We start from the raw sequence: 21182 nt of genomic DNA on the forward strand, positions 1-21182 counted from the left end.
AGGGGGCGTGCTAATGCGCATTAGTCCATGACTGTGAGCTGGCTCATGCGCGGTGTCAAGGGGAGGAACGGGGATTTCCCCGTGGAGAACGGAGTGTTTCGCTAATACGTATTAGACCCTTGACCAGCGCATCGGCGCCGGTGAGACTCGGTGCCCTGGAGTGCGTCCCCCGACCCCGCTCCGGAAGGGATCCGCCATGCCCGACCACCGCGCGAACCCGGAGAACCAGCCCCCACCGTCCCCGTCACCCGTCGGCGGTGTCGATCGCCGTACCGCGCTGCTCGGCACCGGCGCCGCCGCCCTGCTCGCCACGGGCGCGGTCCCGGCCGCCGCCCACGCCGGGACCGCCACCACCACGGCCGACGTGCTTCCCGCGTTCACCTACCTGCGCGAGGCGCTGGACACCTCGTCGCTGGCCTACAACCCGACCGGGGAGCTGATCTTCCCCTGTATCCGGGGGACCGGTGGACGTCTGCCCGACGCCCCCGGCCGCTTCCTGCTCTACTACGCTCCGCACGAGGACCCCGGGGGTCTCTGCCTGGCCTACGGCGACAGCCTGGAGGGCCCCTTCACCGAGCACCCCGGCAACCCCGTCGTCGCCAACGTGTGGGAGCCCCACTACCGGGTCAGCCACGTGTCCTCACCGCACGCGCTGTGGAACGCCGAGCACCGGGAGATGTGGCTGTACTTCCACGGGGAGAACCACACGACGCGGCTGGCGCGTTCGCGCGACGGCGTGAACTTCACCTACGCGGGCGAGGTGCTGACCACGGCCATGGTGCCGGGCACCACCGAGACCTCCTACGCGCGCGTGTTCGAGCACCCCCTGCCCGACCGGGGAGCGCGGTACGTCATGGTGTTCATGCGCAACGGCCCGGGGAACAACCGCTCCATCGGGTGGGGGTGGTCCGCCGACGGCATCACCTTCGACTTCGACCCGGACCCGCTGGTCGGCCACGCCGACGTGGGGGTGTCCGACCTGTCCGGGCCGCACCTGGTGATCCGGGGCGGCAGCACCTACGTCGTCTACCACACCGACCGGGGCGACATCCGGATGACCGAGGTGGGTCGGGACTTCGGGACGCGCCGCCACATGGGGGTGGTGCACACCCCGATGGGCGGGCCGCCGGACGGGGGCCGTTCGGCCGCGCCGTCCTACGCGGTGGACGGTGGCCGGGAGTACATGTTCTACGAGGCGGGGCACCGGCTCGGGGCGACCATCGCCATCGCGCGCTCCGGGTGAGTCGGCGCACGTGAGGGGGACCGGCCCCGCGCCACGGGGCCGGTCCCCTGTTCGTGGCCCGGCTCGTGTCCCGGGCTCAGGCGGAGGCGCCGCTGCGCTCCGCGCTGATGGTGCGTACCCGGTGGAAGACCGGGCGTGTGGGGGAGAGCGCCGAGCACGTGCTGGGGCACTCCGTGCCCTCCTCGGTCTCGACCTCCACCGAGTAGAGTCCGCCGTCGTGGCCGAGCGTGACGCGGGCGCCCTTCGCGGTCTCCTCCTCGGCCAGGTGGGTGAGGGCGTCGACGCCCACCGGTACGCCGAGCCGGGCGCGCAGTGCGGCCTCGGCGGCCTGCGCGGGGGAGGAGTCGGTGCAGCGGCCCCGGTAGTTCTCGGGCAGGACGAGGCCGCGCTCGAAGGCGGCGACGGTGTCCTGGGCCGACTCCGGGGTCAGCCGACCGAAGTACACGCCCTGGGGCAGGGCCACGAGGTTGGCGGCGAAGCGGTCTCCGCCCACGTGGGTGGTCTCCCAGACCTCGGCCTGCCCGCCGGACAGGGCCGCGGCGACCGGGCGGCCCAGCATCGCGCAGCAGGGGTCCTTCTTGGCGTGGGTGCAGACCAGGTAGAGGGTGTGGTCCACGGGGTGGCCGAACTCGGGCGGTTCGGGGTGTTCGGCGGCGGTGACGTCGATGTCCAGGAGTTCCGCGAGGTCGTGGAAGTCCACGCGGCGGGCCCAGGGGTGGGTGCGGCTGGTGTGGACGAGGTAGGCGCGCGATGGGCGGCCGGTGCGGGTGCGGTCCCTGGCGCCGGGGCGTTTGATGAGCTGGGGGCGGACGTCGTGACCGGCGATGCGTCGGGTCAGCTCGGAGACGACGGCCCGGTCCAGGCCCTCGCTGGCGAGGGCCGGGTGGCGCCAGGGGCCGTCGTGCTCGATCAGCAGCCATCCGCCGGTGCGGCCGGCGGTTCCCGCGATCTGCTCGTCGGTGTAGCGGGCCAGGGCCGAACAGCCTCGTCGGCCGTCCGGGGCGGTGGGTAGCCGCACGGGTCCACGTCCAATCGGATGGTGCTCACTGCTGTCGCGCACACGGGGGCGTCGGCGGGGGAGGACGCCCCACCCGTGTGTCTGTTTGGTTAGGCTACCCTATCCTGCCCTGTCCTCGCGGGTGGGAGCGGGTGTCGGGGGCTCGTGTGGGGGCGCTTTCCTTCGGGTTCCCGGTCTCTCCGCTTCGTCCGTGGTCGCCGAGTCCCTCGGTGTGGGCCCCTGGGTCCGTGCGGCCGCGGGGTCGAGACCCCGAGGCGGCCCCGACCAGGCCCGGTCGTCCGGGTACGTGGGGTTCGCGTGCCCCGCGTGCCCCGGTGCGCCTTGACCCCGGTGTCGTGGATCACCTAGGTTCACTCGCAGAACACGTGTTCGGCAGGCGTACGACCCTGGTCGGTCCGCGCCCCACCCCTCACCGCCGGAGCCGCGATTGCCCCACCCCGTCCTCGCCGGACACGGGCCGGGACGGTACCGCTCGGCGTCCGCCGACTCCCCGCCCCGGTCCCCGAGCGCACCCGGCGCCCGCCCGCGTCGCCGCCCGGCTCCGTCGTCGCCCTCCGGCCGCGAGGCCGCGGCCCGTGAGAGAGCGTGCCCGCCGACCTCACCCCCCTGGAGAGGGCGCCACTCGGGGCCGGATCCGGCGTCACCGAGCATCCACCCCACCACCGCCCGCACCCCCTCATCCGCAAGGAGTTCCACCGTGAGCCTGCTCGACGCCGAGGAGTACACGTCCGCCCTCTTCACCGGAGCGTGGACCCCGGCCCGGGGCGGGGACGCCGAGGTTGTCTCCCCCTCCTCCGGCACGGTCCTGGGCCGCGTCGGCCTCGCCGGGGCCCAGGACGTCCACGACGCCGCCGCCCGCGCGGCCAGGGCTCAGACCGCCTGGGCCGCCGCCTCCTACGAACGGCGCGCCGCCGTGCTGCGCCGCGCCGGGGACCTCCTGGAGGAGCACGAGGAGGAGATCATCGGCTGGCTGCGCAGGGAGGGCGGGGCCGCCGCCGGGATGGCCGGGTTCCAGGTGCACGTCGCCTCCGGAGAGTGCTTCGAGGCCGCCGCCCTGGCCTCCCAGCCGCACGGCGAGGTCCTGCGCACCGCCCAACCCCGCCTCAGCCTCTCCCGCCAGGTCCCGGCGGGCGTGGTCGGCGTCATCGCGCCCTTCAACGTCCCGCTCATCCTGGGCATCCGCTCGGTCGCGCCCGCGCTCGCCCTGGGCAACGCCGTCATCCTCAAGCCCGACCCGCGCACCGCCGTGTGCGGGGGCGCGGTCCTCGCGGAGGTGTTCCGCCGCGCGGGCGTCCCCGAGGGCGTTCTCCAGGTCCTGCCCGGCGGGGTCGAGGCCGGGGAGGCGCTGGTCGCCGCGCCCCAGGTGCGGGTCATCTCCTTCACCGGCTCCACCCCGGCCGGACGCAGGGTGGGCGAGGCCGCCGCCCGCCATCTCAAGCGCGCCCACCTGGAGTTGGGCGGCAACTCGCCGCTGGTCGTCCTGGAGGACGCGGCCGTGGAGCAGGCCGCGTCCATCGGCGCGTGGGGGTCCTTCCTGCACCAGGGGCAGATCTGTATGACCACCGGCCGCCACCTGGTGCACGAGTCGATCGCGGACGCCTACGTGGAACGCCTCGCCGCCAAGGCCGACGCCCTGGTGGTGGGCAGTACCGAGGAGGACGGCGCGGAGCTCGGCCCGATCATCGACGCCGCCCAGCGCGACCGGATCCACCACCTGGTCACCAGCAGCGTCGAGGCCGGGGCCCGGCTGCGCGCGGGCGGCACCTACCAGGACCTGTTCTACCGGCCCACCGTCCTTGACCGGGTGCGTCCGAACACCCCCGCCCTCGCGGAGGAGGTGTTCGGCCCGGTCGCGCCGGTGGTGCGCTTCTCCACGGTGGACGAACTGGTGGAGCTGGCCAACTCCACCGAGTACGGCCTCTCGTTGGGGGTGGTCACCACCAACCCGATGCGCGGGATGGAGATCGCGGACCGGGTCCCCAGCGGGATCGTGCACATCAACGACCAGACCGTCGACGACGAGGCCGTGGCCCCTTTCGGCGGGGTCGGGTTCTCCGGCACGGGCGCGCGCTTCGGCGGAACCCGCGCCAACCTGGAGGCCTTCACCGAGACCCAGTGGATCACCATGCGGACCGAGCCCGCCCGCCACCCGTTCTAGGCGGAGATCCCGCCGTCGCTGTTCAGGAGTTGGCCGTTGATCCAGCCGCCCTGCGGTGAGCACAGGAAGTCGACCAGGTGCGCGGTGTCGCGCGGGGTGCCCAGGCGGCCCAGCGGGGTGTGCGCGGTGCACGCGTCGCGCACCTGGTCGGGCATCCACCCGGTGTCCACCGGGCCCGGGTTGATCACGTTCGCGGTCACGCCCAGGTGCGCGAGTTCGCGCGCCGAGGCCAGCACGATCCGGTCCAGGGCGCCCTTGCTCGCCCCGTAGGGGAGGTTGTGTACCACGTGGTCGCTGGTCAGGGCGATGATCCGGCCGCTGCCGTGCTCGCCGTGGAAACGCCGGGCGAACTCACGCACCAGCAGCCAGGAGGCGCGGGCGTTCACCGCGAAGTGGCGGTCGAAGCTCTCCACCGTGGTGTCCAGCAGCCCCGAGTCCACCGACTCGCAGTGGCACATCACCAGGGCACGGACCGGCCCCAGGCGCTGTTCGACCTCGTCGAGGACGCGCGTCGGTGTCCCGGGGTCGGCCAGGTCGGCCTCGACCGCGACCGTGGCCGCGCCGAGCCCGGTGAGTTCGGCGCCCACGGTGTCGGTGGCGCCGTGTTCCACGCCCCAGGGCATGCGGTCGTCGTAGGGGGTCCACTGGGTGCGGGCCACGTCCCAGCCGGAGGCGGCCAACCGGCGGGCGATCGCCGCGCCGATGCCGACGGTGCGGCCCACCCCGGTGACCAGGGCGACGGGGCGGGCGGAGGTCTCGGAGGGGCGTGGGTGAGCGTTCATGGTGCCCATCCTGCTCACCGGAGGCGGCCCCCACAAAGGGTTTTGGTCTCCGAGGTGTCCTCCGCGCAGGCCATGGTGCGGGCCTTCCGCCGTCCGTCACCTCCGGAGTCCGGTACCGGCCAACGACCGCCGTGTCCCCGGCTCCGGAACTACCTTGGCCTCACGTGTTCGCCGGAACGCGACGGCGTGAGGAGACCCCCGTGAGTCAGCGTGAGGAAGGGCAGCACCCCGAGGACGACCGGGCCGTGCCCGGCCCCTCCGCCCGGCCGTCCCCCAGACGGCTGTTACCCGGGGTCCTCCGGTGGGCGAGGACCCTGCGGACACGACTGGGGAGGCGGGCCCGCGCTCGGTCGCGGACCGACGGGCCCTCGGTCTCCGGAGTCCTCCGGGAGCGCTACTTCCCCGAGGGGCGGGGCGCTCCGTGGCACGTGCGCGCGCGGGCCTGGGCGGTCTACGTCGTGCTGACCCTGCTCGCGGGCCTGGCCGGGTTCGCGGGGACCTACGTCTACGACCTGTGGTCCACGGAGGCGCGGCTCCGTGAGCAGAGGGAGGCGGAGCGGGCCCTGGACGGGGAGGGCGAGCCCTTCACCAGCGACGTCACCTACGACACCACGTCCTTCGACTCCTTCAGCGTCGTCCTGGACCGCCCGCTGACGGCGGAGGAGGGCCGCACGCTCCAGGCCACCCCCGCCTCGGAGGTGTGGGAGTTCCTCCGTCCCCTGGGCGGGCGGATGATCCCCCTCCCCGCCGGGCCCGGGTCCGCCCCGACCAGGGAGGGGTGGACGGGTGGAACGGGAGGGCACGGCACGGCCGTGTTCACCCTGAACCTCATGTCCGCGCGCGCCTCCCAGCTCAGCATCGTGGACATGAACCCGGTGAACGTGTCCTGCGCGGACCCCACCGCCGTCACCGTCGTCCACCAGCCACCGTCCGGCGCCGCCTCCTACCCGGGCGTGGTCGTGGACCTGAACCACCACGACCCGATGCTGTACATCTCCGACGAGGGCCCCGACCAGGGGGAGCCCTTCTTCAACCGCAGGCGGATCGACCTCGGGGGCGGACTGGAACCCGGTGGTCTCCGGGTGGAGGCACAGGTGACGGGCCGGTCCTGCGAGTGGGAGATCGAGGCGCGCTACCTCGACGCCCGGCAGAACACGGGGGAGGTCATCCTGCGCGACGACGACCGGCCCTTCGTCGTCGACGTCCCGCCGCGCCGGCCGGCGCAGTACTGGCTGGCGGGCTACGCCTTCCCCGACGCGGGGGGCCGGACCTTCGTCCCGTGCCACGAGACACCGGAGGAGTTCAGCTGCGCGCCCGGGCTGGGGATCGGGGAGGCGGACTGACCCGCAGGGGAGCGTTCACCCCGTGAGGTCGGGGATGACCCTGGGCCCCACCCGGCGCACGTAGTCGCGGAACGACGCCACCGCGGGGGGTTCGTAACCGCCGCCCGACCCCTGCTCGGGCCAGACCACCCCCACGGGCCGCTCCGCCCGCCCGTCCCGGATCGTCAGTTCCACCGTCCCCACCAGCGCTCCCTTCGGGCGCGCGGGCAGCACCGACACCCCCAGGCCCGCCGCCACCAGCCCCCTGGCCGTCGCGATGTCGTCGGCCTCGAACGCCACCCTGGGCGTGAACCCCGCCTGGTCGCTGAGCCGGTCCGTCAGGTGCCGGACCCCTCGACCGGGCTTGAGCAGGATGAACTCGTCGTGGACGGCGGCCAGTGACACGGCGCCCCCACCCGCCAACGGATGGTGTTCGGGCACCACCAGCCGCAGGTACTGCGTGTGCAGGACCGCCGATACCAGCCCCGACCCGGACGGCAGCGGGGAGGTCAGCGCCAGGTCCGCGCCGCCCGAGGCCACCCGGCGCAACGACTCCGCCCACGCCTCCTGGGTCAGGGTGAACCGCACCTTCGGATGTTCGGCGCGGAACCCCCGCAGCAGCACCGGCACCACCTCCACCCCCAGCGTGGGCAGGAACGTCAGTGCCACCCGCCCCTCCTCCGCGCCCGTGAGTTCGGCCACTCCCTGCCGCAGGTCGTCCAGGGCGCGCTCCACGTGCGGCAGGAGCAGCCGCCCGGCGCGCGTCAGCCGCACACCCCGCCCCGTGCGCTCCACCAGCGCCATCCCCAGTTCCTCCTGCAAGCGGGCCAAGGCCCTGCTCAGCGTGGGCTGGGGCATGTCCAGCGCCTCGGCCGCGTGGGTGACGTGCTCGGTGCGGGCGACCGCCGAGATCATCCGCAACCGGGGTGCCAGCGTGCGGGTCAACGCCTCCACATCAGGATCATTCATACGGATCAGTATGCAACAACGTGAATCCATGCATTGGACGTATGAAAGCGGTCTTCCTAGCGTTGGGGCATGACCGTGACCAGCAGTTCCCCCACGCACCTCGACCCGCGCCCCCGCGCGGGCACGGCCGACTACCGGCGCACGGTCATCGCCCTGGTGGCGGCCGCCGTGGCCACCTTCGCCCAGCTGTGGTCCGTCCAGCCGATCCTGCCCGCCATCGCGGACGGCTTCGACACCTCCGCCGGGCAGGCCGCCCTCGCCGTCTCCCTGGCCACCGGCGGGCTGGCCGGGTTCACCCTGATCTGGAGCGGCGCCGCCGACCGTGTCGGCCGCGCCCGCGTCATCGCGCTCTCCCTGCTGCTGGCCACCCTCCTGGGCGCCGCCGTGCCCTTCTCCACCGACCTGTGGACGCTCCTGCTCCTGCGCACCCTCCAGGGCGCCGCCCTCGGCGGTGTCTCCGCCGCGGCCGTGGCCTACCTGGCGGAGGAGATCCATCCCCGCGACGCACCCAAGGCCACCGGCCTGTACATCGCCGGGAACCCGCTCGGCGGTATGGGCGGGCGCCTCCTCGCCGGGTTCGCCGCCGACCTCGGGGGATGGCAGTGGGGGGTCGCCGCCAACACCCTCCTCGGCCTGGTCGCCCTCCTGGTGTTCGTCCTGGTGCTGCCGCGCCGGAAGTCCGGGGCGCCCACCCGGGCCAGCGCGACCGGCGACCGGTTGGGGGCCCGGCTCAGGGCGGCCCTGACCACGCGGGGGCTCCTCCCCATGTACGCCCAGGCCCTGCTGCTCATGGGCGCGTTCATGGCCGTGTACAACGTGCTCGGCTTCCGCCTCACCGACCAGCCCTTCGGCCTGTCGCAGGCGGTCGCGTCCCTGCTCTTCCTGTCCTACACGGCGGGGATGCTCGGCTCGGGCCTGGCGGGCTCGGCCACCCAGCGCTGGGGCAGGTACGGGGTCCTCACCACCGCCACCCTGCTCCTGCTCCTGGGCCTGGGCGGGCTGTTCACCACCTCGGTGCTCCTGCTCCTGCTGGCCCTGCTCCTGCTGACCTTCGCCTTCTTCTGCGCCCACGCCACCGCCTCGGCCTGGGTGGGTTCCCACGCGCACCGGGGTCGCGCGCAGGCGACGGCCGTCTACACGCTCGCCTACTACCTGGGCGCCAGCCTCTTCGGCTGGCTCGGCGGTGTGGTCTACGACGCGGTGGGCTGGAACGGCACCGTGGTCCTCGCGCTGTCCCTCACCGCGCTGGCGGGCCTCATCGCGCTGCGCCTGCGCCGCCTCCCGGCCCCCGACCTCGTCTGAGGCCCGCCTCAGGTCAGGGGGCGCACCGTGAGGCACTGTTCGGCGGTCCCGACCTCACCGAGCCGGTCGTGCAGGACCGTGCTGGTCAGACCCAGACCGGTGGGCCCGAACACCACCCGGGTGTCCAGCCCCACCCAGGGGCCCTCGGGCTGGCGGTGCAGGTGCACGGTGAGGTCCACGTTGGGGAACATCCACTCCGTGGGCGCCTGCCGTACGGCGACGCCGTTCGCGGTGTCCACCAGGGTCACGTAGGAGGCGACCGGACCGGCCTTCTCACCCTCGACCAGCTCCACGTCGGTGGTGAGCCAGGCGGTCCCGCGGCCACGCTCGGGTTCCCCGACCGGCCGGACGTCCAACGAGGCGATGTAGCCGCCCGGCCAGAGCGAGCTCATCCGCCTCTGCTGGAGGCCCTCCGGGGCGGGCAGCGGCGCGGCGGCCCCGCCCGCGACCTCCCGGGTGTCCCCGGGGGCGAGGAGCCAGGCCCGGGCCCGCACCAGCACGCGGTCCTCGGCGTACACGCGGGCCTCCACCAGTTCGATGGTGCGCCCCGGCCGGAGCGTCTCGACCTCCGTACGGCACTCGACCATCGGGAGTCTGCCCAGGATGTCGAAGGAGATCCGGGAGAGCAGCAGCCCCCTCCCGGCCGAGTGGGACTCGATCACGTGGGTGACCAGCCCTCCCAGGGGGCTGAAGTGCTGTTCGGAGGTGTTCCAGGCGCCACTGACGTGCGCGGTGGGCAGGTAGCGGTCCGTGCCCACCCGGACGAAGTACGCGTTCCGGCCCAAGGTGCTCTCCTGTACGACGGGTTCGTGCCTCCAGCATCATCCACCACCGCCCCCACCCGCCCCGTCACGGGAGGCGCCTTGCGGGCGTCCCCGGGGTGCGGGCCGACGGTCTCCGCGAAGGTGAGAACTTGGGCAAGCGCCTGCGAGCGGGGATCTGAGTGGTTACTGTGGCCCCACTCGTCCCTGCGATCGTGAGGTAGCCGATGGTTCACGAGTCGTTGTTCGGTCTCCCCGAGCTCTCCCCGGTGCCGGTGGTGATGAGCCTCGACGCCCAGTGGTACGAGCGGATGTGGAGCGGTGGGAAGACCCACGAGTTCCGGCGCCGGTTCCCCACCGGCGCGCCGGCCCAGTGGTTCGTCTACCTCACCGGGCCCGAGCCCCGGCTGTGCGCGGTGATCGACCTGGGGACGCCGATCGAGGGATCGCCCCGGGAACTCGCGCGGATCGCCGAGCGTGCGAGTCCGGGCGAGGGAACCCTGGTGGAGGAGTACCTGGCCAGGGGCGGGCGCGAGGTGGGGTACGCGATGCCCATCCTGCGGGTGCGGGAGTTCGCGGGCTTCACCGACACGGACCTGGATCGGATGCTCGACGGCTTCCGGCCACCCGAGGGGCACGTGCTGGTCAAGGGCCACGTCGGCTGGCGGGCCGTCTGCGACAGGCTGCTGTCCGGCGCGGTGGTGCGGGAGACCACCGCGTACTGACGCCCCCCGGTCGGGGTAGGTCCTCCCGGGAGACGAGGAGGATCCATGCCGAGGTGCGATCACGACTGGACTTCGGGGCCCAACGGTGGGACCGAGCAGTGCTCGAACTGCGGAGCCATCCGGACCCGGAACTACTGAGCTCCCACCGCCGGGACCGCGACGCGCTCGCAGTCCGTGCAGTCGGCCCGGCACGGGGCACCGAAGTTGTTCATGCTCATGGACTTGCAGCGGGCGCACACCAGACGCCTGCCCCCCGGTGGGTCGTGACGCCATTCGTGATGTCCGCGGCGGCAGATCCCCGAGGGGAGGATACGGGTGGGGTCGCTCGTGCTCATGAGGACACCGTAACCGTGGAGCACACGGACGGGAAGGGCCGCTCCGGAACGTCACGGAATGCGCCGCATTCGAGGGTTGGGGAGGTCTGCCCGACCGTCGGACCCGTTCCCGGGGGGAATTCCCGAACCCGTTCCGCCTGGTCGCGGCCCCGGGCCCGAGGGGACCGCTCCCCGGCCCCGAACGTTCCTTTGCCCGGCGATGGAGGGGCGGGCCGCCCTTCCGGGGAACGGATAGGGGAGACAGCCGCGCGGAGATAGTTTAAGATTCAACTTGTTGTGGCCAGCCGGACGAGAAAGGGTGAGGGACATGGACGTGCGCCCCTCGGGGATCCACCACGTGACCGCGATCGCGAGCGACCCCCAGGCCAACGCCGACTTCTACCTGAACGCGCTGGGCATGCGCATGGTCAAGAGGACGGTCAACTTCGACGCTCCCGAGACCTACCACTTCTACTACGGTGACCGCGCGGGCAACCCGGGCACCATCATGACCTTCTTCCCCTGGCCCGACGCGCCCAAGGGAAGGATCGGGGCCGGTCAGGCCACCACCACGACCTTCTCCGTGCCCGAGGGCTCACTGGGCTGGTGGGCCGACCACCTGGCCGCGCTGAACGTCCCCACCTCCCGCCCGAGTGAACGCGACGAGGAGGACGTCCTCACCCTGCGTGACCCGGACGGCCTCCTCATCGAACTGGCGGCCAGTGCCGACCACCACGACACCGACCCCTGGGACGGGGGAGCGGTCCCCGTCGACCACGCCATCCGGGGCATCCGCGCCGTCACCCTGACCGAACACGACGCGGACGCCACCGCCCTGATGCTCGGTGACCAGCTCGGTTTCCACCTGCACAGCGAGAACGGCGACCGGATGCGGTTCCGGACCAACGACACCGGCGAGGGCGTCGGCACCATCGTGGACGTCCTGGCCGACCCCAGGGCCGAACGCGGCATGGTCGCCGCCGGAACCGTCCACCATGTGGCCTACCGCGCCCCGGACACCCCCGTCCAGGAGTCCTGGCGCCAACGTCTGGAGGACGACGGCGTCGGGGTCACCGAGATTCGCGACCGCACGTACTTCACCTCGATCTACTTCCGTGAGCCCGGCGGCGTGCTCCTGGAGATCGCCACCGACGGACCCGGATTCGACTACGACGAACCGCTCCTGGAACTGGGCCGCTCGCTGAAGCTGCCGCCGTGGCTGGAACCCAACCACGAGCAGATCGCCGCCCGCCTGCCGCGCGTGGAGGTCGACCAGTGACCACCCCCGCGACCTCGGTCGAGGACTTCGTCCACGTCTTCGAGCCCGCGACCGCGCCGGACCGGCCGACCCTGCTGCTCCTGCACGGGACCGGCGCCGACGAACACGACCTGCTGCCCCTGGGCCGCGCCCTGGCGCCCGGCGCCGCGCTGCTCTCCCCGCGCGGCAAGGTCGACGAGAACGGCATGAACCGCTGGTTTCGGCGGTTGCGGGAGGGCGTCTTCGACGTCGAGGACCTCATCGAGCGCACCGCCGAGCTGGCCGGCTTCGTCAGGGCCGCCACCGCCGCCTACGACCTGGATCCCGGGCGGATCGTGGTGAGCGGTTTCTCGAACGGGGCCAACACAGGTGCGGGTCTGCTGCTGCTCCACCCCGGGCTGTTCGCGGGCGCGGCGCTGTTCGCGGGCGGCGCCCCCCTTCAGGGACGTGAGCCCGGTCCGGTGGACCTGTCGGGCACGCGCGTGTTCCTCGGCAACGGAGTGGCCGACCCCATCACCACCGTCGACCAGTCCCGGCTGCTCGCCTCCCAGCTGGAGGAGCGGGGCGCGCGGGTCCTGGTCCGGGAGCACCCCGGGGGACACCAGCTCCCCGCCCAGGTGCTGGCCGACGCCGGGGACTGGTTCGCCCGCGCGGGGTTCTGAACCCGGGGACCCGCCCCTCGGGTCCCCGCCGCGCGGCGGTGGCGCTCCCTGAACCCGGGCGTCACCGCTTCCCTCCACACCACGGTGGATCCACGCCCAGCAGTCGTTTCTCCATGTAAGGGGATCAACGCTCCGGGTGCGTGACGAAGCGGTACACATCGGTGGCTAGATTGGCTCGCGCCCCGTTCCTCGTCACGGAAGACCACCGATGATCCTCTCTCACACCGCGCAGATCCGGTGATGGACCCCGAGATCCTCGGGCTGCTGTTGCTCGCCGCCGTCGCCGCGGGGTGGATCGACGCCGTCGTCGGGGGCGGCGGTCTGCTCCTGCTCCCCGCCCTCATGGTCGCCGCCCCCAACACGCCCCTGGCCACGCTGCTGGGCACCAACAAGCTCGGCGCGGTCTTCGGCACGACCTCCGCCGCCATCGCCTACGCCCGCAAGGTGCGCATCGACCGCCGGGTCGTGGTCCCCACCGCGGGGCTCGCCCTGCTGGGTTCGGGGCTGGGCGCCGCCCTGGCCACCGCGCTCACCGCCGACGTGCTCAAACCGATCATCATGGTCGTGCTGGCCGGGGTGGCCCTGATGGTGGTCTTCCGACCCGCCATGGGCACCTCACCCGACCCGGCGCTGCGCACCCGCAACCGGATCCTGGCCGTCCTGGCGCTGGCCGGGCTCGGCGTGAGCTTCTACGACGGCATCATCGGTCCCGGTACGGGCGTGTTCCTGATCATCGCCTTCACCGCGGTACTCGGCCTGGACTTCCTCCAGGCCTCCGCCTCGGCCAAGATCGTCAACGTGTGCACGAACCTCGGCGCCCTGGTGGTCTTCGGGCTCGGCGGCCACGTGGACTGGCTGCTCGGCCTGGGGCTGGCGGTCTGCACGATCCTGGGCGCCCAGGTCGGCGCCCGCATGGCCCTCCAGCGGGGGTCGGGGTTCGTCCGCGCGGTGCTGCTCGTCGTGGTGCTCGCCCTGCTCGCCCGGATGGCCTGGGACGTCTTCGCCTGACCCCCGCCCGGACCTGCTTCGGCCCTGTTCGGCCAGGGCCGCTGCGAGATTGTTCCGGGCGTCCTCCTCCGCTTGGGAGTCCCCCACGCGCCGGAAGAGCGTGACCGACCGTCGCAGGTGTGGCTCGGCCTCCGGGAAGCGCCCCAGTTTCATGAGTGCGAAAGCCAGGTTGTTCCGCGCGGAAGCCTCCATGTGAGGGTCCCCGACCTCAGACATCAGGGGAAGGACCTCAGTGAGCAGGGCACGGCCCCGTTCGTATTCACCGGACTCCAGCAGGTTGTCACCCAACCGGGTACGCGTGGTGGCCTCACCTGGGGGGTGCCCCATCTCCAGCCAGATCCCGAGGGCCTCGTGCAGCACGTCCGCTGCCTCGCGCGTCCGACCGTGCTGGCTCATGGCCGTGCCGAGGTTGACAAGCCTCTGGGCCGCCGCAGTGGGGGTCCGCGCGGCGTCGGGGTGTGAGTGTGCCTGCTGAAAGCGGCTGATCGCCCGGACGAAGTCCTTCTGCGCCAGGGCCAGGACTCCGATCTCGTGCAGGACATGGGCCTCGAAGGTACCGAGCCCGTGGAGCCGGGAGAGGGAGATCGCCTGCTCGAGCCGCTCCCGGGCCTGATCCACGAGCAGGAGGCCCTGCAACGAGCGCGCGAGCGAGACCAGGCAGGCGACGGTTCGTCGGGGATCCCCGGCTTCCCGGAGGTACTCCAGGGCGTCTTCCAGGGGAGGTCTTGCCTCCGCGAAGCGACGGTGGGTGACCAGAGCCGTTCCGACACGGACCTCGGCGGACACGATGGTGCCAGGGACCCCCGCGTCCCTGGCAGCCTGGAGGCCCAGTGTCTGAAGTTCCAGGTTCTCCGTGAGGAAGCGCTCCGATATCAGATGGTGCTCAAGGGAGGAGGCCAGCGCTAGTGTGAAGTGCCCCCATCCGTGGGACAGTGCCACCCGGGCTGCAGCGATGAGGTTGGACTGCTCGTCGTTCAACCATCCCCGGGAGTCCCCCCAGCCCGAGAACGAGCCCGGTCGCTGATCGGAGGCCTCGTACCCGGTCTGGTACGCCTCCTCGGCGGTCGACGCATAGAACGTCAGGAGCCTGCCCAGGGCCTCCGACCGTAGATTCGGATACGCCGAAGCGCCCGCTGTACCGTGTTCCGCGAGCAGGTCGTGCATGGTCCAGCGGTCGGTTCCTGGGTCGTGCGTGATCAGGTGGGCCTCGGCGAGGACCTCCAAGACGTCGAGCAGTTCCTCCTCTCCCATGGTGGTGAGGACCCGAGCCGCCTCGGTGGACAGGTCCGGGCCGGGCGCCTGGGCAATGAGGGTGAAGACCCGCGCCTGCTCGGTCGTCAACTCTCGTAGGGACAGGTCGAACAGGATCCCCAGGTTGTCCCGGTCGTCCCTGAGCCGCGCGACCCGGGTACCGGGCGCCAGGCGGTCCGCCAGAGCAGCCGGGGTCAGCCGTTGGGAGCGGACCAGCATGGAGCCAGCGATCCGCAGCGCCAGAGGCAGCTCGGCACATGCTTCGGACAATCGGTCGAGGTCCTCCGTAAGGAGGGCTCGGGGGTCCTCGGGCTCAGCTGCACGCAGGGTGTTCGCCAGGAGCTCAGCACCTTCGCCCCGGCCCAGAGGAGCCAGGCTCAAGTGGCGAACACCGGTCAGGCTGTGCAGCCTGCGGCGGGATGTCACCAACAGGCGGGAGCCGCCCTCTCCGGGAAGGAGCGGGAGCACCTGTGCGGTAGTGGCGGCGTTGTCGACCACCACCAGCAAGGGGCGGCCCGCCCGTTCCTCGGTCTGGGCCAGCGCGGACCGGTACCGGACGCCCTTCTCCTCGACGGTGTCTGGCAGGTCTTCCGGGGAGAGGCCGAGCGCGCGCAGGAGTTGGTCCAGCGCCTGGCCGGGGGAGAGCGGTGAGACACCGGGAGAGTAGCTGAGCAGGTCGAGGTAGAGCGAGCCCACGAAGGGCTTCCCCTCACCCACCACGCGATGGCCGAAGGCGACCGACAGGGTGGTCTTGCCGACCCCGCCCATGCCGGAGACGGCGAACGTTCGCGGCCGGTCGTCCTCCCCGGCCACCGGGGTGAGCGTACTCTCCAGTTCGGATAGTTCCCGTTCGCGGCCGGTGAACCCGAACGGACGGGAGGGCAGCGCGCGCGGTGCCCGGGGCACACTCGCGCTCGTCTCGTAGACGTTCTGCACGGCGATGACGTCGCGCCCGGCGTGATTATCGCTCACCTCGACGGGGGGACGGTCAGGGATCAAGGGGGCTCCGGGGGTGGGGCGGCTCCGACCGTTCCAGAATGCCACGAACCATCGCCTCGGCCTCGCGGAACTACACGGCGGGGGAGACCTCTCCGGTCAGGGCGGCGGTGACGTCCTCGATGATCCGGTGGGCGCCGTGGTAGTTGGCCGAGCCCCAGAAGTCGTGGTCCACCCGGTACACCCGCTCCTCCTGGACCGCGCCCAGGCTGGCCCACAGTCCGTCGGAGAAGGTACTGGGGGCGTCCGGGTAGCCGGAACCGGCCAGGACGAACACCGCGTCGCCGTCGGCCCGGTCCAGGTTCTCGTAGCTGTGCGGGACGAAGTCGGTGTCACCCTCGCCCTCCAGCTGGGAGTCGGGGCGGGCGAAGCCCAGATCCGCCACGACCTGCCCCGGGAACGACTCCGGGGTCTCCAGGCGGATCTCGGTGTCGCTCTGCAACCGCACCAGGGACAGCTCGGTCCCGGCCGGGTCCACCCCGGCCCCGGCCAGGTCGGCGCGGGCCCGCTCGACCGCGGTGTCGTAGGCGCCCACCACCTCCTCGGCCTCCTCCTCGGAGTCCAGGATCCGGGCGACCTCCTCCAGGTGGCCGCGCCAGGAACCGGTGCCCTCCCACTCCAGCAGCACCGTGGGCGCGATCGCCTCCAGAGTGTCCAGCATCCCCGCCTGGGTGCCGTTGGGCGTGCTCACCCCGATGATGAGGTCGGGCGCCGCCGTGGCCAGCTCCTCGACGTTGACGTCGTCCTCGACTGGCGAACTGGTGACCAGGGTCAGTTCGGCGCCGTCCACGTCATCGGGTAGGAAGGGAGCGAGCCCCTGGTCGGGCTCGCCGGGGGTGCCCATGGTGCCGACCGCGTCGTGGCCCAAAAGGGTGAGGGCCGCGAGGGTGGGGCGCCACAGCACGGCGATCCGCTCGGGGGAGTCGGGGATCTCCACGGTGCCGTTGGCCGCCTGGACCGTCCGGGTGTCTCCTTCGGCGGGGCTCCCGCCCCCGGTGCCGCAGGCGGTCAACGCCAGGGTTCCGGCCAGGGCGAACACGCTCAGGGGGCGGAGCGGGCGGGTGGGTTCGGGCATCTGAGGGGACCCTTCCGTGCGAACGTGATGTAGGTAAGGCTAACCTGTCTGGGTGGGTTCTGGTCGATTCCGACCAGGACCTCCGCGACGCTCCGCCGGTTCCACCACGGGCGAGCCTCACCACGAACCACCAGCACCCAGTAAGACGAACGGGGAACCCGTGGCCCTGCGCGCGACCGCGCCAACGCGCCCCACCCTCACCAGACGCGTCATCCGCCCCATCGGCCTCCTGGCCGCCCTGGGCGTCCTCGCCCTGTGCGCGCTCCTGAGCATCACCGTCGGGGCCAAACCCATCCCCGCCGCCGACGTGTGGGCCGCCCTGACCGCCTACGACGGATCCTACGACCACGACGTGATCCGCACCCTGCGCGTCCCCCGCACCATCATCGGGATCTTCGTCGGCGCCGCCCTCGGCCTCGCCGGGGCCCTCATGCAGGCCCTGACCCGCAACCCCCTGGCCGAACCCGGCATCCTCGGCGTCAACTCCGGCGCCGCCGCGGCCGTGGTCGTGGCCGTCTTCGTGTTCGGCGCCAGCGGCTCCGCCCTGGTCTGGCCCGCCTTCCTCGGCGCGGCCCTGGCGGCGATTGCCGTCTACGCCCTGGGCTCACGCGGTCGCGCCAGCGCCACCCCCGTGCGCCTGGCCCTGGCCGGGACGGCGCTGGCCGCCGTCCTCCAGGGGATCATCTACGGCGTCATCGTGCTCAACGACTTCGTGTTCGACCGCATCCGGTTCTGGCAGGTCGGGTCCCTGACCGGGCGCGACCTCGACCTCTTCCTCCAGGTCGCTCCCTTCCTGGTCGTCGGTATCCTGGTCACCCTGGCCCTGGGCCCCTCGCTGAACGCGATGGCCCTGGGCGACGACCTGGCCGCCACCCTGGGCGCCAGGATCCCCCTGATCCGCGCCGGAACGGCCGTGGGCGTCATCCTGCTGTGCGGCGCCGCCACCGCCGCCGCCGGTCCCATCTGGTTCGTGGGCCTGATCATCCCCCACGCCGCCCGCGTGATCACCGGCCCCGACCAGCGCTGGCTGCTGCCCTACGCGGCGGTCCTGGGCGCGGTCCTGCTCACCGCCGCCGACACCGTCGGTCGCGTCATCCTGCCCAGCTCCGAACTGGAGGTCGGCATCATCACCGCACTCGTCGGCGCGCCCCTGTTCATCGCCCTGGTCCGTAGCAGAAGGATGGCCCAGCTGTGAGTGACACCCTGACATCGCGCCCGCGCACCGACGCGTCCGCGCGCCTCACCCCGCGCGGAACCCACGCCTGGCGCTCGCGTGGCGGCCGGATCTCCTTCCTGGTGCGCCCGCGCACCCTCGTGATCAGCCTGGCGCTGATCGCCGTCACCCTGGCGACCCTGGTGGTGTCGGTCGCGGTCGGCGACTACGAGATCCCGCTCTCGGCGGTGCCCTCCGCCCTGCTGGGGTACGGCGAACGCCTGGACGTGTTCTTCGTGCAGGGCGTGCGCCTGCCCCGGGCCCTGACCGCGATCGGTGTGGGCGCCGCCCTGGGTATCGCCGGAGCCGTCTTCCAGAGCCTGTCCCGCAACGCCCTGGGCAGCCCCGACATCATCGGGTTCACCTCCGGCGCGGCCACCGGCGCCGTGGCCGCCATCCTCGTCCTGGGCGCCGGTCGGCTCGTGGTCTCCCTGGGGGCGATCGCTGGCGGACTGATCACCGCCGGGGTGGTCTACCTGCTGGCGATGAAGAACGGGGTCCAGGGGTACCGGCTGGTCCTGGTCGGCATCGGCATCAGCGCCATGCTCGCCTCGGTACGCGACTACCTCATGACCCGCGCCGACCTCACCGACGCGCTGGGCGCGCAGATCTGGATGATCGGCAGCCTCAACGGCCGTGGGTGGAGCGAGACGGCGGCGGTGTGGATCGGCCTGGCCGTGCTGGCCCCGATCATTTTCGCCGTCGGACAGCGCCTGCGCTTCCTGGAACTGGGCGAGGACACCGCCCGGGGCCTGGGCGTGAACGCGCAGTCCACCCAGATCATCGCCCTGGCCGCCGCCAGCGCCCTGACCGGCGCGGCCATCGCCGTGGCGGGCCCGATCGGGTTCGTGGCCCTGGCCGCGCCCCAGCTGGCCCGGCGCCTGACCCGCACCGGAGGCACCACCCTGGTCGGGGCCGCGCTCATGGGCGCCACGCTGCTCGTCCTGGCCGACCTCGTCGCCCTGCGCCTGATGGCCCCCACCCAGCTGCCCGTGGGAGTCGTCACCGCCGTCATCGGCGGCAGCTACCTCATCTGGCTGCTCTACACCGAATGGCGCGGAGGCCGGGCCTGACCGCCCGCGCGCCCCGCCCGTTCCGAGCAGCCCACCGCACAGCCCCACCCGAAAGAGAACGATGACCGACGACGCCAGCAACCGCCTCTCGGGCCAGGACCTCACCCTGTCCTACGACCAGCGCGTCATCTCCCGCGACCTGGCCGTGCGTATCCCCGACAACTCCTTCACGGTCATCGTGGGACCCAACGCGTGCGGCAAGTCCACCCTGCTGCGGGCCCTGTCGCGCACGCTCAGGCCGGCGCGGGGCAACGTGCTCCTGGACGGCCAGGTGATCAGCTCCTACCCGGCCAAGGAGGTCGCGCGCCGTCTGGGCCTGCTGCCGCAGTCGTCGATCGCCCCGGACGGCATCGGTGTGGCCGACCTCGTGGCCCGGGGACGCTTCCCGCACCAGAGCTTCCTGCGCCAGTGGTCGGCGCAGGACGAGGCCGTGGTCACCGAGGCGATGACCGCCACCGGCGTCGAAGCGCTGGCCGACCGGTCCGTGGACGAACTCTCCGGCGGCCAGCGCCAGCGGGTGTGGCTGGCCATGGTCCTGGCCCAGCAGACCCCCTTGCTGCTGCTGGACGAGCCCACCACGTACCTGGACATCGCCCACCAGATGGACATGCTCGACCTGTGCGCCGACCTGCACGCCGAGCAGGGGCACACGCTGGTCGCGGTCCTGCACGACCTCAACCACGCCTGCCGCTACGCCACCCACCTGATCGTGATGAAGGACGGTGAGATCGTGGCCGAGGGCGACCCCGCGACGGTGGTCACCGCCGACCTGGTGGAGAAGGTCTTCGGGCTGCCGGTGCGCATCATCCCCGACCCCGAGACCCACACCCCGATGATCGTCCCGGTCGACCGCCGGGGCAGGGGCCGCGACCACCGCTGAGCGGCCTGCGGCCCGCCCCGCCGGGCGAGGGGCCGCAGATCCCCCTCACCCGGGACGTACCGGGGGCCGGGCCGACTCCGCTCAGCGTCCCAGCAGGCTCCTCAGCTCGGCCACCACCCCGGCCGGATCCTGTTCGGCCATGAAGTGCCCGCTGTCCACCGTGGCGTGCCGCAGGTCGCCGGCCCACGCGCCCCACAGGGCGGCGGCGTCGTAGCCCAGGGCCGCGCCCCAGTCCTGCTGGAGCACCGTCACCGGCATCTCCAGGCGCCGCCCTGCGGCACGGTCGGCCTCGTCGTGTTCGACGTCGATCCCGGCCGAGGCGCGGTAGTCGGCCACGATCGAGTCCACCGCCCCGGCGCTGGCGTCCAGGTAGGCCCGGCGCACCTCCTCGGGGAGGGCCCCCGGCTCGGTGGCCCACGCGTCCAGGAAGTACCCGAAGAACTCCTCCGCGCTGGCGGAGATCATCCGCTCGGGCAGCCCCGGAGGCTGGGCCATCAGGTAGAGGTGGAAGCCGACCGCGCCCCGCACCCCGTGCAACGCCTCCCACATGTCCAGGGTCGGCAGCACGTCCAGGCTGGCCAGGTGCGTGACCGCTCCGGGGTGGTCGAGGCCGGTGCGCACCGCCACCAGCGCTCCGCGGTCGTGCCCGGCCAGTGCGAACCGCTCGTGTCCCAGGGCCCGGGCCAGCTCGACCACGTCCGCGCCCATGGTCCGCTTGGAGTAGACCTCGGGCCCGGTCGCCAGGGGCTTGTCGCTGTCGCCGTAGCCGCGCAGGTCGGGGCAGATCACGGTGTGGTCGGCCGCCAGGTCGGCGGCCACGTGCCGCCACATCAGGTGGGTCTGCGGGAACCCGTGGAGCAGCACCAGGGGCGGCCCCGACCCCCCGACCGCCACGTGCAGCGACACCTCGGGGGCCACCCGCACCCGCTCGTACTCGAATCCTTCGATGACCGGAGCCATGCGTCCGCCTCTCACTCGTTCCTTCGGACACCACCAGCCTGTCGCCCCCCGATGAGCAACGGATGAGTGAACGCCCGGCCCGGGGCCTCGCTACGGACCGCTCACGCGCGACGTCGGCCGACCACGGCGCCACCGTCACGACCGCCACCCCGGCCACGGTCCCCGGGCGCCGGACCACCGCACCGCTGACCAGCCGGTACGTTGACCACGAC

19 protein-coding genes and 1 pseudogene are annotated in these 21182 nt (G+C 72.6%); 13 read left to right on the forward strand and 7 right to left on the reverse strand.

Going from position 1 to position 21182, the window contains the following annotated elements:
- The first annotated feature begins 196 nt into the window (after positions 1–196).
- Positions 197–1243: a glycoside hydrolase family protein gene (locus ACRWK8_RS09295; protein ID WP_378736379.1), complete on the forward strand. Its 1047-nt coding sequence runs from the start codon at positions 197–199 to the stop codon at positions 1241–1243.
- Positions 1244–1319: 76 nt separating this feature from the next.
- Here ACRWK8_RS09295 and ACRWK8_RS09300 read toward each other — a convergent pair whose 3' ends face one another.
- Positions 1320–2261, reverse strand: a complete 942-nt coding sequence (locus ACRWK8_RS09300; RefSeq protein WP_431869605.1) for a ferredoxin family protein — start codon at positions 2259–2261, stop codon at positions 1320–1322.
- A 697-nt stretch (positions 2262–2958) separates the two neighbouring features.
- Between ACRWK8_RS09300 and ACRWK8_RS09305 the strand changes: the two genes are divergently transcribed.
- Positions 2959–4419, forward strand: coding sequence for an aldehyde dehydrogenase family protein (locus tag ACRWK8_RS09305; RefSeq protein WP_431869607.1), 1461 nt, complete (start codon positions 2959–2961; stop codon positions 4417–4419).
- On the opposite strand, the gene ACRWK8_RS09310 is transcribed toward ACRWK8_RS09305, so the two are convergent.
- Positions 4416–5201: an SDR family oxidoreductase gene (locus tag ACRWK8_RS09310; protein WP_431869609.1), complete on the reverse strand. Its 786-nt coding sequence runs from the start codon at positions 5199–5201 to the stop codon at positions 4416–4418. The two genes, ACRWK8_RS09305 and ACRWK8_RS09310, sit on opposite strands and share 4 nt — an antisense overlap.
- A gap of 200 nt (positions 5202–5401) precedes the next feature.
- Between ACRWK8_RS09310 and ACRWK8_RS09315 the strand changes: the two genes are divergently transcribed.
- Entirely contained in the window at positions 5402–6544 is a 1143-nt protein-coding gene (locus tag ACRWK8_RS09315) for a hypothetical protein (protein ID WP_431869611.1), read from the forward strand.
- A gap of 15 nt (positions 6545–6559) precedes the next feature.
- On the opposite strand, the gene ACRWK8_RS09320 is transcribed toward ACRWK8_RS09315, so the two are convergent.
- The gene (locus ACRWK8_RS09320; protein ID WP_431869613.1) at positions 6560–7492 is read right to left on the reverse strand and encodes a LysR family transcriptional regulator; all 933 of its coding nucleotides are present in this window, start codon (positions 7490–7492) and stop codon (positions 6560–6562) included.
- Between the two features lie 69 nt (positions 7493–7561).
- Here ACRWK8_RS09320 and ACRWK8_RS09325 point away from each other — a divergent pair, with 69 nt between their 5' ends.
- Positions 7562–8794 carry an MFS transporter gene (locus ACRWK8_RS09325; RefSeq protein WP_431869615.1) on the forward strand — a complete coding sequence of 411 codons (1233 nt, stop codon included), beginning with the start codon at positions 7562–7564 and terminating at the stop codon, positions 8792–8794.
- 8 nt (positions 8795–8802) lie between these two features.
- Here ACRWK8_RS09325 and ACRWK8_RS09330 read toward each other — a convergent pair whose 3' ends face one another.
- Entirely contained in the window at positions 8803–9579 is a 777-nt protein-coding gene (locus tag ACRWK8_RS09330; RefSeq protein ID WP_431869617.1) for a thioesterase family protein, read from the reverse strand.
- 203 nt (positions 9580–9782) lie between these two features.
- On the opposite strand from ACRWK8_RS09330, the gene ACRWK8_RS09335 reads away from it, so the two are divergent.
- The 4 genes from ACRWK8_RS09335 to ACRWK8_RS09350 all read left to right on the forward strand — a co-directional run bounded on the left by ACRWK8_RS09335 (position 9783) and on the right by ACRWK8_RS09350 (position 13522).
- Complete coding sequence (locus tag ACRWK8_RS09335) at positions 9783–10280, forward strand: hypothetical protein (RefSeq protein ID WP_431869619.1); 498 nt, start codon at positions 9783–9785, stop codon at positions 10278–10280.
- Between the two features lie 642 nt (positions 10281–10922).
- Positions 10923–11873: a ring-cleaving dioxygenase gene (locus ACRWK8_RS09340; protein WP_378736359.1), complete on the forward strand. Its 951-nt coding sequence runs from the start codon at positions 10923–10925 to the stop codon at positions 11871–11873.
- Positions 11870–12514, forward strand: a complete 645-nt coding sequence (locus tag ACRWK8_RS09345) for an alpha/beta hydrolase (RefSeq protein ID WP_378736357.1) — start codon at positions 11870–11872, stop codon at positions 12512–12514. The genes ACRWK8_RS09340 and ACRWK8_RS09345 overlap by 4 nt, the downstream gene beginning before the upstream one ends.
- Positions 12515–12754: 240 nt before the next feature.
- Positions 12755–13522: a sulfite exporter TauE/SafE family protein gene (locus ACRWK8_RS09350; RefSeq protein ID WP_378736355.1), complete on the forward strand. Its 768-nt coding sequence runs from the start codon at positions 12755–12757 to the stop codon at positions 13520–13522.
- 24 nt (positions 13523–13546) lie between these two features.
- Here ACRWK8_RS09350 and ACRWK8_RS09355 read toward each other — a convergent pair.
- Positions 13547–14773, reverse strand: a pseudogene (locus ACRWK8_RS09355) (tetratricopeptide repeat protein); the annotation flags it as partial.
- Between ACRWK8_RS09355 and ACRWK8_RS09360 the strand changes: the two are divergent.
- Positions 14711–14872, forward strand: a complete 162-nt coding sequence (locus ACRWK8_RS09360) for a hypothetical protein (RefSeq protein WP_431869660.1) — start codon at positions 14711–14713, stop codon at positions 14870–14872. The pseudogene ACRWK8_RS09355 and the gene ACRWK8_RS09360 sit on opposite strands and share 63 nt — an antisense overlap.
- Before the next feature lie 282 nt (positions 14873–15154).
- Positions 15155–15424 carry a hypothetical protein gene (locus tag ACRWK8_RS26580; protein ID WP_488186454.1) on the forward strand — a complete coding sequence of 90 codons (270 nt, stop codon included), beginning with the start codon at positions 15155–15157 and terminating at the stop codon, positions 15422–15424.
- Positions 15425–15842: 418 nt separating this feature from the next.
- Here ACRWK8_RS26580 and ACRWK8_RS09370 read toward each other — a convergent pair whose 3' ends face one another.
- Entirely contained in the window at positions 15843–16844 is a 1002-nt protein-coding gene (locus ACRWK8_RS09370) for an ABC transporter substrate-binding protein (protein ID WP_431869622.1), read from the reverse strand.
- 160 nt (positions 16845–17004) lie between these two features.
- Between ACRWK8_RS09370 and ACRWK8_RS09375 the strand changes: the two genes are divergently transcribed.
- The 3 genes from ACRWK8_RS09375 to ACRWK8_RS09385 all read left to right on the forward strand — a co-directional run bounded on the left by ACRWK8_RS09375 (position 17005) and on the right by ACRWK8_RS09385 (position 20010).
- On the forward strand, positions 17005–18039 hold the full coding sequence (locus tag ACRWK8_RS09375; RefSeq protein ID WP_431869624.1) for a FecCD family ABC transporter permease: 1035 nt from the start codon (positions 17005–17007) through the stop codon (positions 18037–18039).
- Complete coding sequence (locus ACRWK8_RS09380) at positions 18036–19130, forward strand: FecCD family ABC transporter permease (protein ID WP_378736349.1); 1095 nt, start codon at positions 18036–18038, stop codon at positions 19128–19130. The genes ACRWK8_RS09375 and ACRWK8_RS09380 overlap by 4 nt, the downstream gene beginning before the upstream one ends.
- 61 nt (positions 19131–19191) lie before the next feature.
- Entirely contained in the window at positions 19192–20010 is an 819-nt protein-coding gene (locus tag ACRWK8_RS09385; protein ID WP_431869627.1) for an ABC transporter ATP-binding protein, read from the forward strand.
- Between the two features lie 81 nt (positions 20011–20091).
- Here the strand turns inward: ACRWK8_RS09385 and ACRWK8_RS09390 are convergent, their stop codons facing one another.
- On the reverse strand, positions 20092–20970 hold the full coding sequence (locus ACRWK8_RS09390) for an alpha/beta fold hydrolase (RefSeq protein WP_378736345.1): 879 nt from the start codon (positions 20968–20970) through the stop codon (positions 20092–20094).
- Positions 20971–21182: the final 212 nt, after the last annotated feature.

It is taken from the genome of Nocardiopsis eucommiae, assembly GCF_965344335.1.
Taxonomy (GTDB): domain Bacteria; phylum Actinomycetota; class Actinomycetes; order Streptosporangiales; family Streptosporangiaceae; genus Nocardiopsis; species Nocardiopsis eucommiae.

Coding starts and splice junctions, on each gene's coding strand:
- ACRWK8_RS09295 (WP_378736379.1), top strand. CDS start 197: ATGCCCGACCACCGCGCGAACCCGGAGAACCAGCCCCCACCGTCCCCG.
- ACRWK8_RS09310 (WP_431869609.1), bottom strand. CDS start 5,201: ATGAACGCTCACCCACGCCCCTCCGAGACCTCCGCCCGCCCCGTCGCC.
- ACRWK8_RS09320 (WP_431869613.1), bottom strand. CDS start 7,492: ATGAATGATCCTGATGTGGAGGCGTTGACCCGCACGCTGGCACCCCGG.
- ACRWK8_RS09325 (WP_431869615.1), top strand. CDS start 7,562: ATGACCGTGACCAGCAGTTCCCCCACGCACCTCGACCCGCGCCCCCGC.
- ACRWK8_RS09335 (WP_431869619.1), top strand. CDS start 9,783: ATGGTTCACGAGTCGTTGTTCGGTCTCCCCGAGCTCTCCCCGGTGCCG.
- ACRWK8_RS09340 (WP_378736359.1), top strand. CDS start 10,923: ATGGACGTGCGCCCCTCGGGGATCCACCACGTGACCGCGATCGCGAGC.
- ACRWK8_RS09350 (WP_378736355.1), top strand. CDS start 12,755: ATGGACCCCGAGATCCTCGGGCTGCTGTTGCTCGCCGCCGTCGCCGCG.
- ACRWK8_RS09370 (WP_431869622.1), bottom strand. CDS start 16,844: ATGCCCGAACCCACCCGCCCGCTCCGCCCCCTGAGCGTGTTCGCCCTG.
- ACRWK8_RS09385 (WP_431869627.1), top strand. CDS start 19,192: ATGACCGACGACGCCAGCAACCGCCTCTCGGGCCAGGACCTCACCCTG.
- ACRWK8_RS09390 (WP_378736345.1), bottom strand. CDS start 20,970: ATGGCTCCGGTCATCGAAGGATTCGAGTACGAGCGGGTGCGGGTGGCC.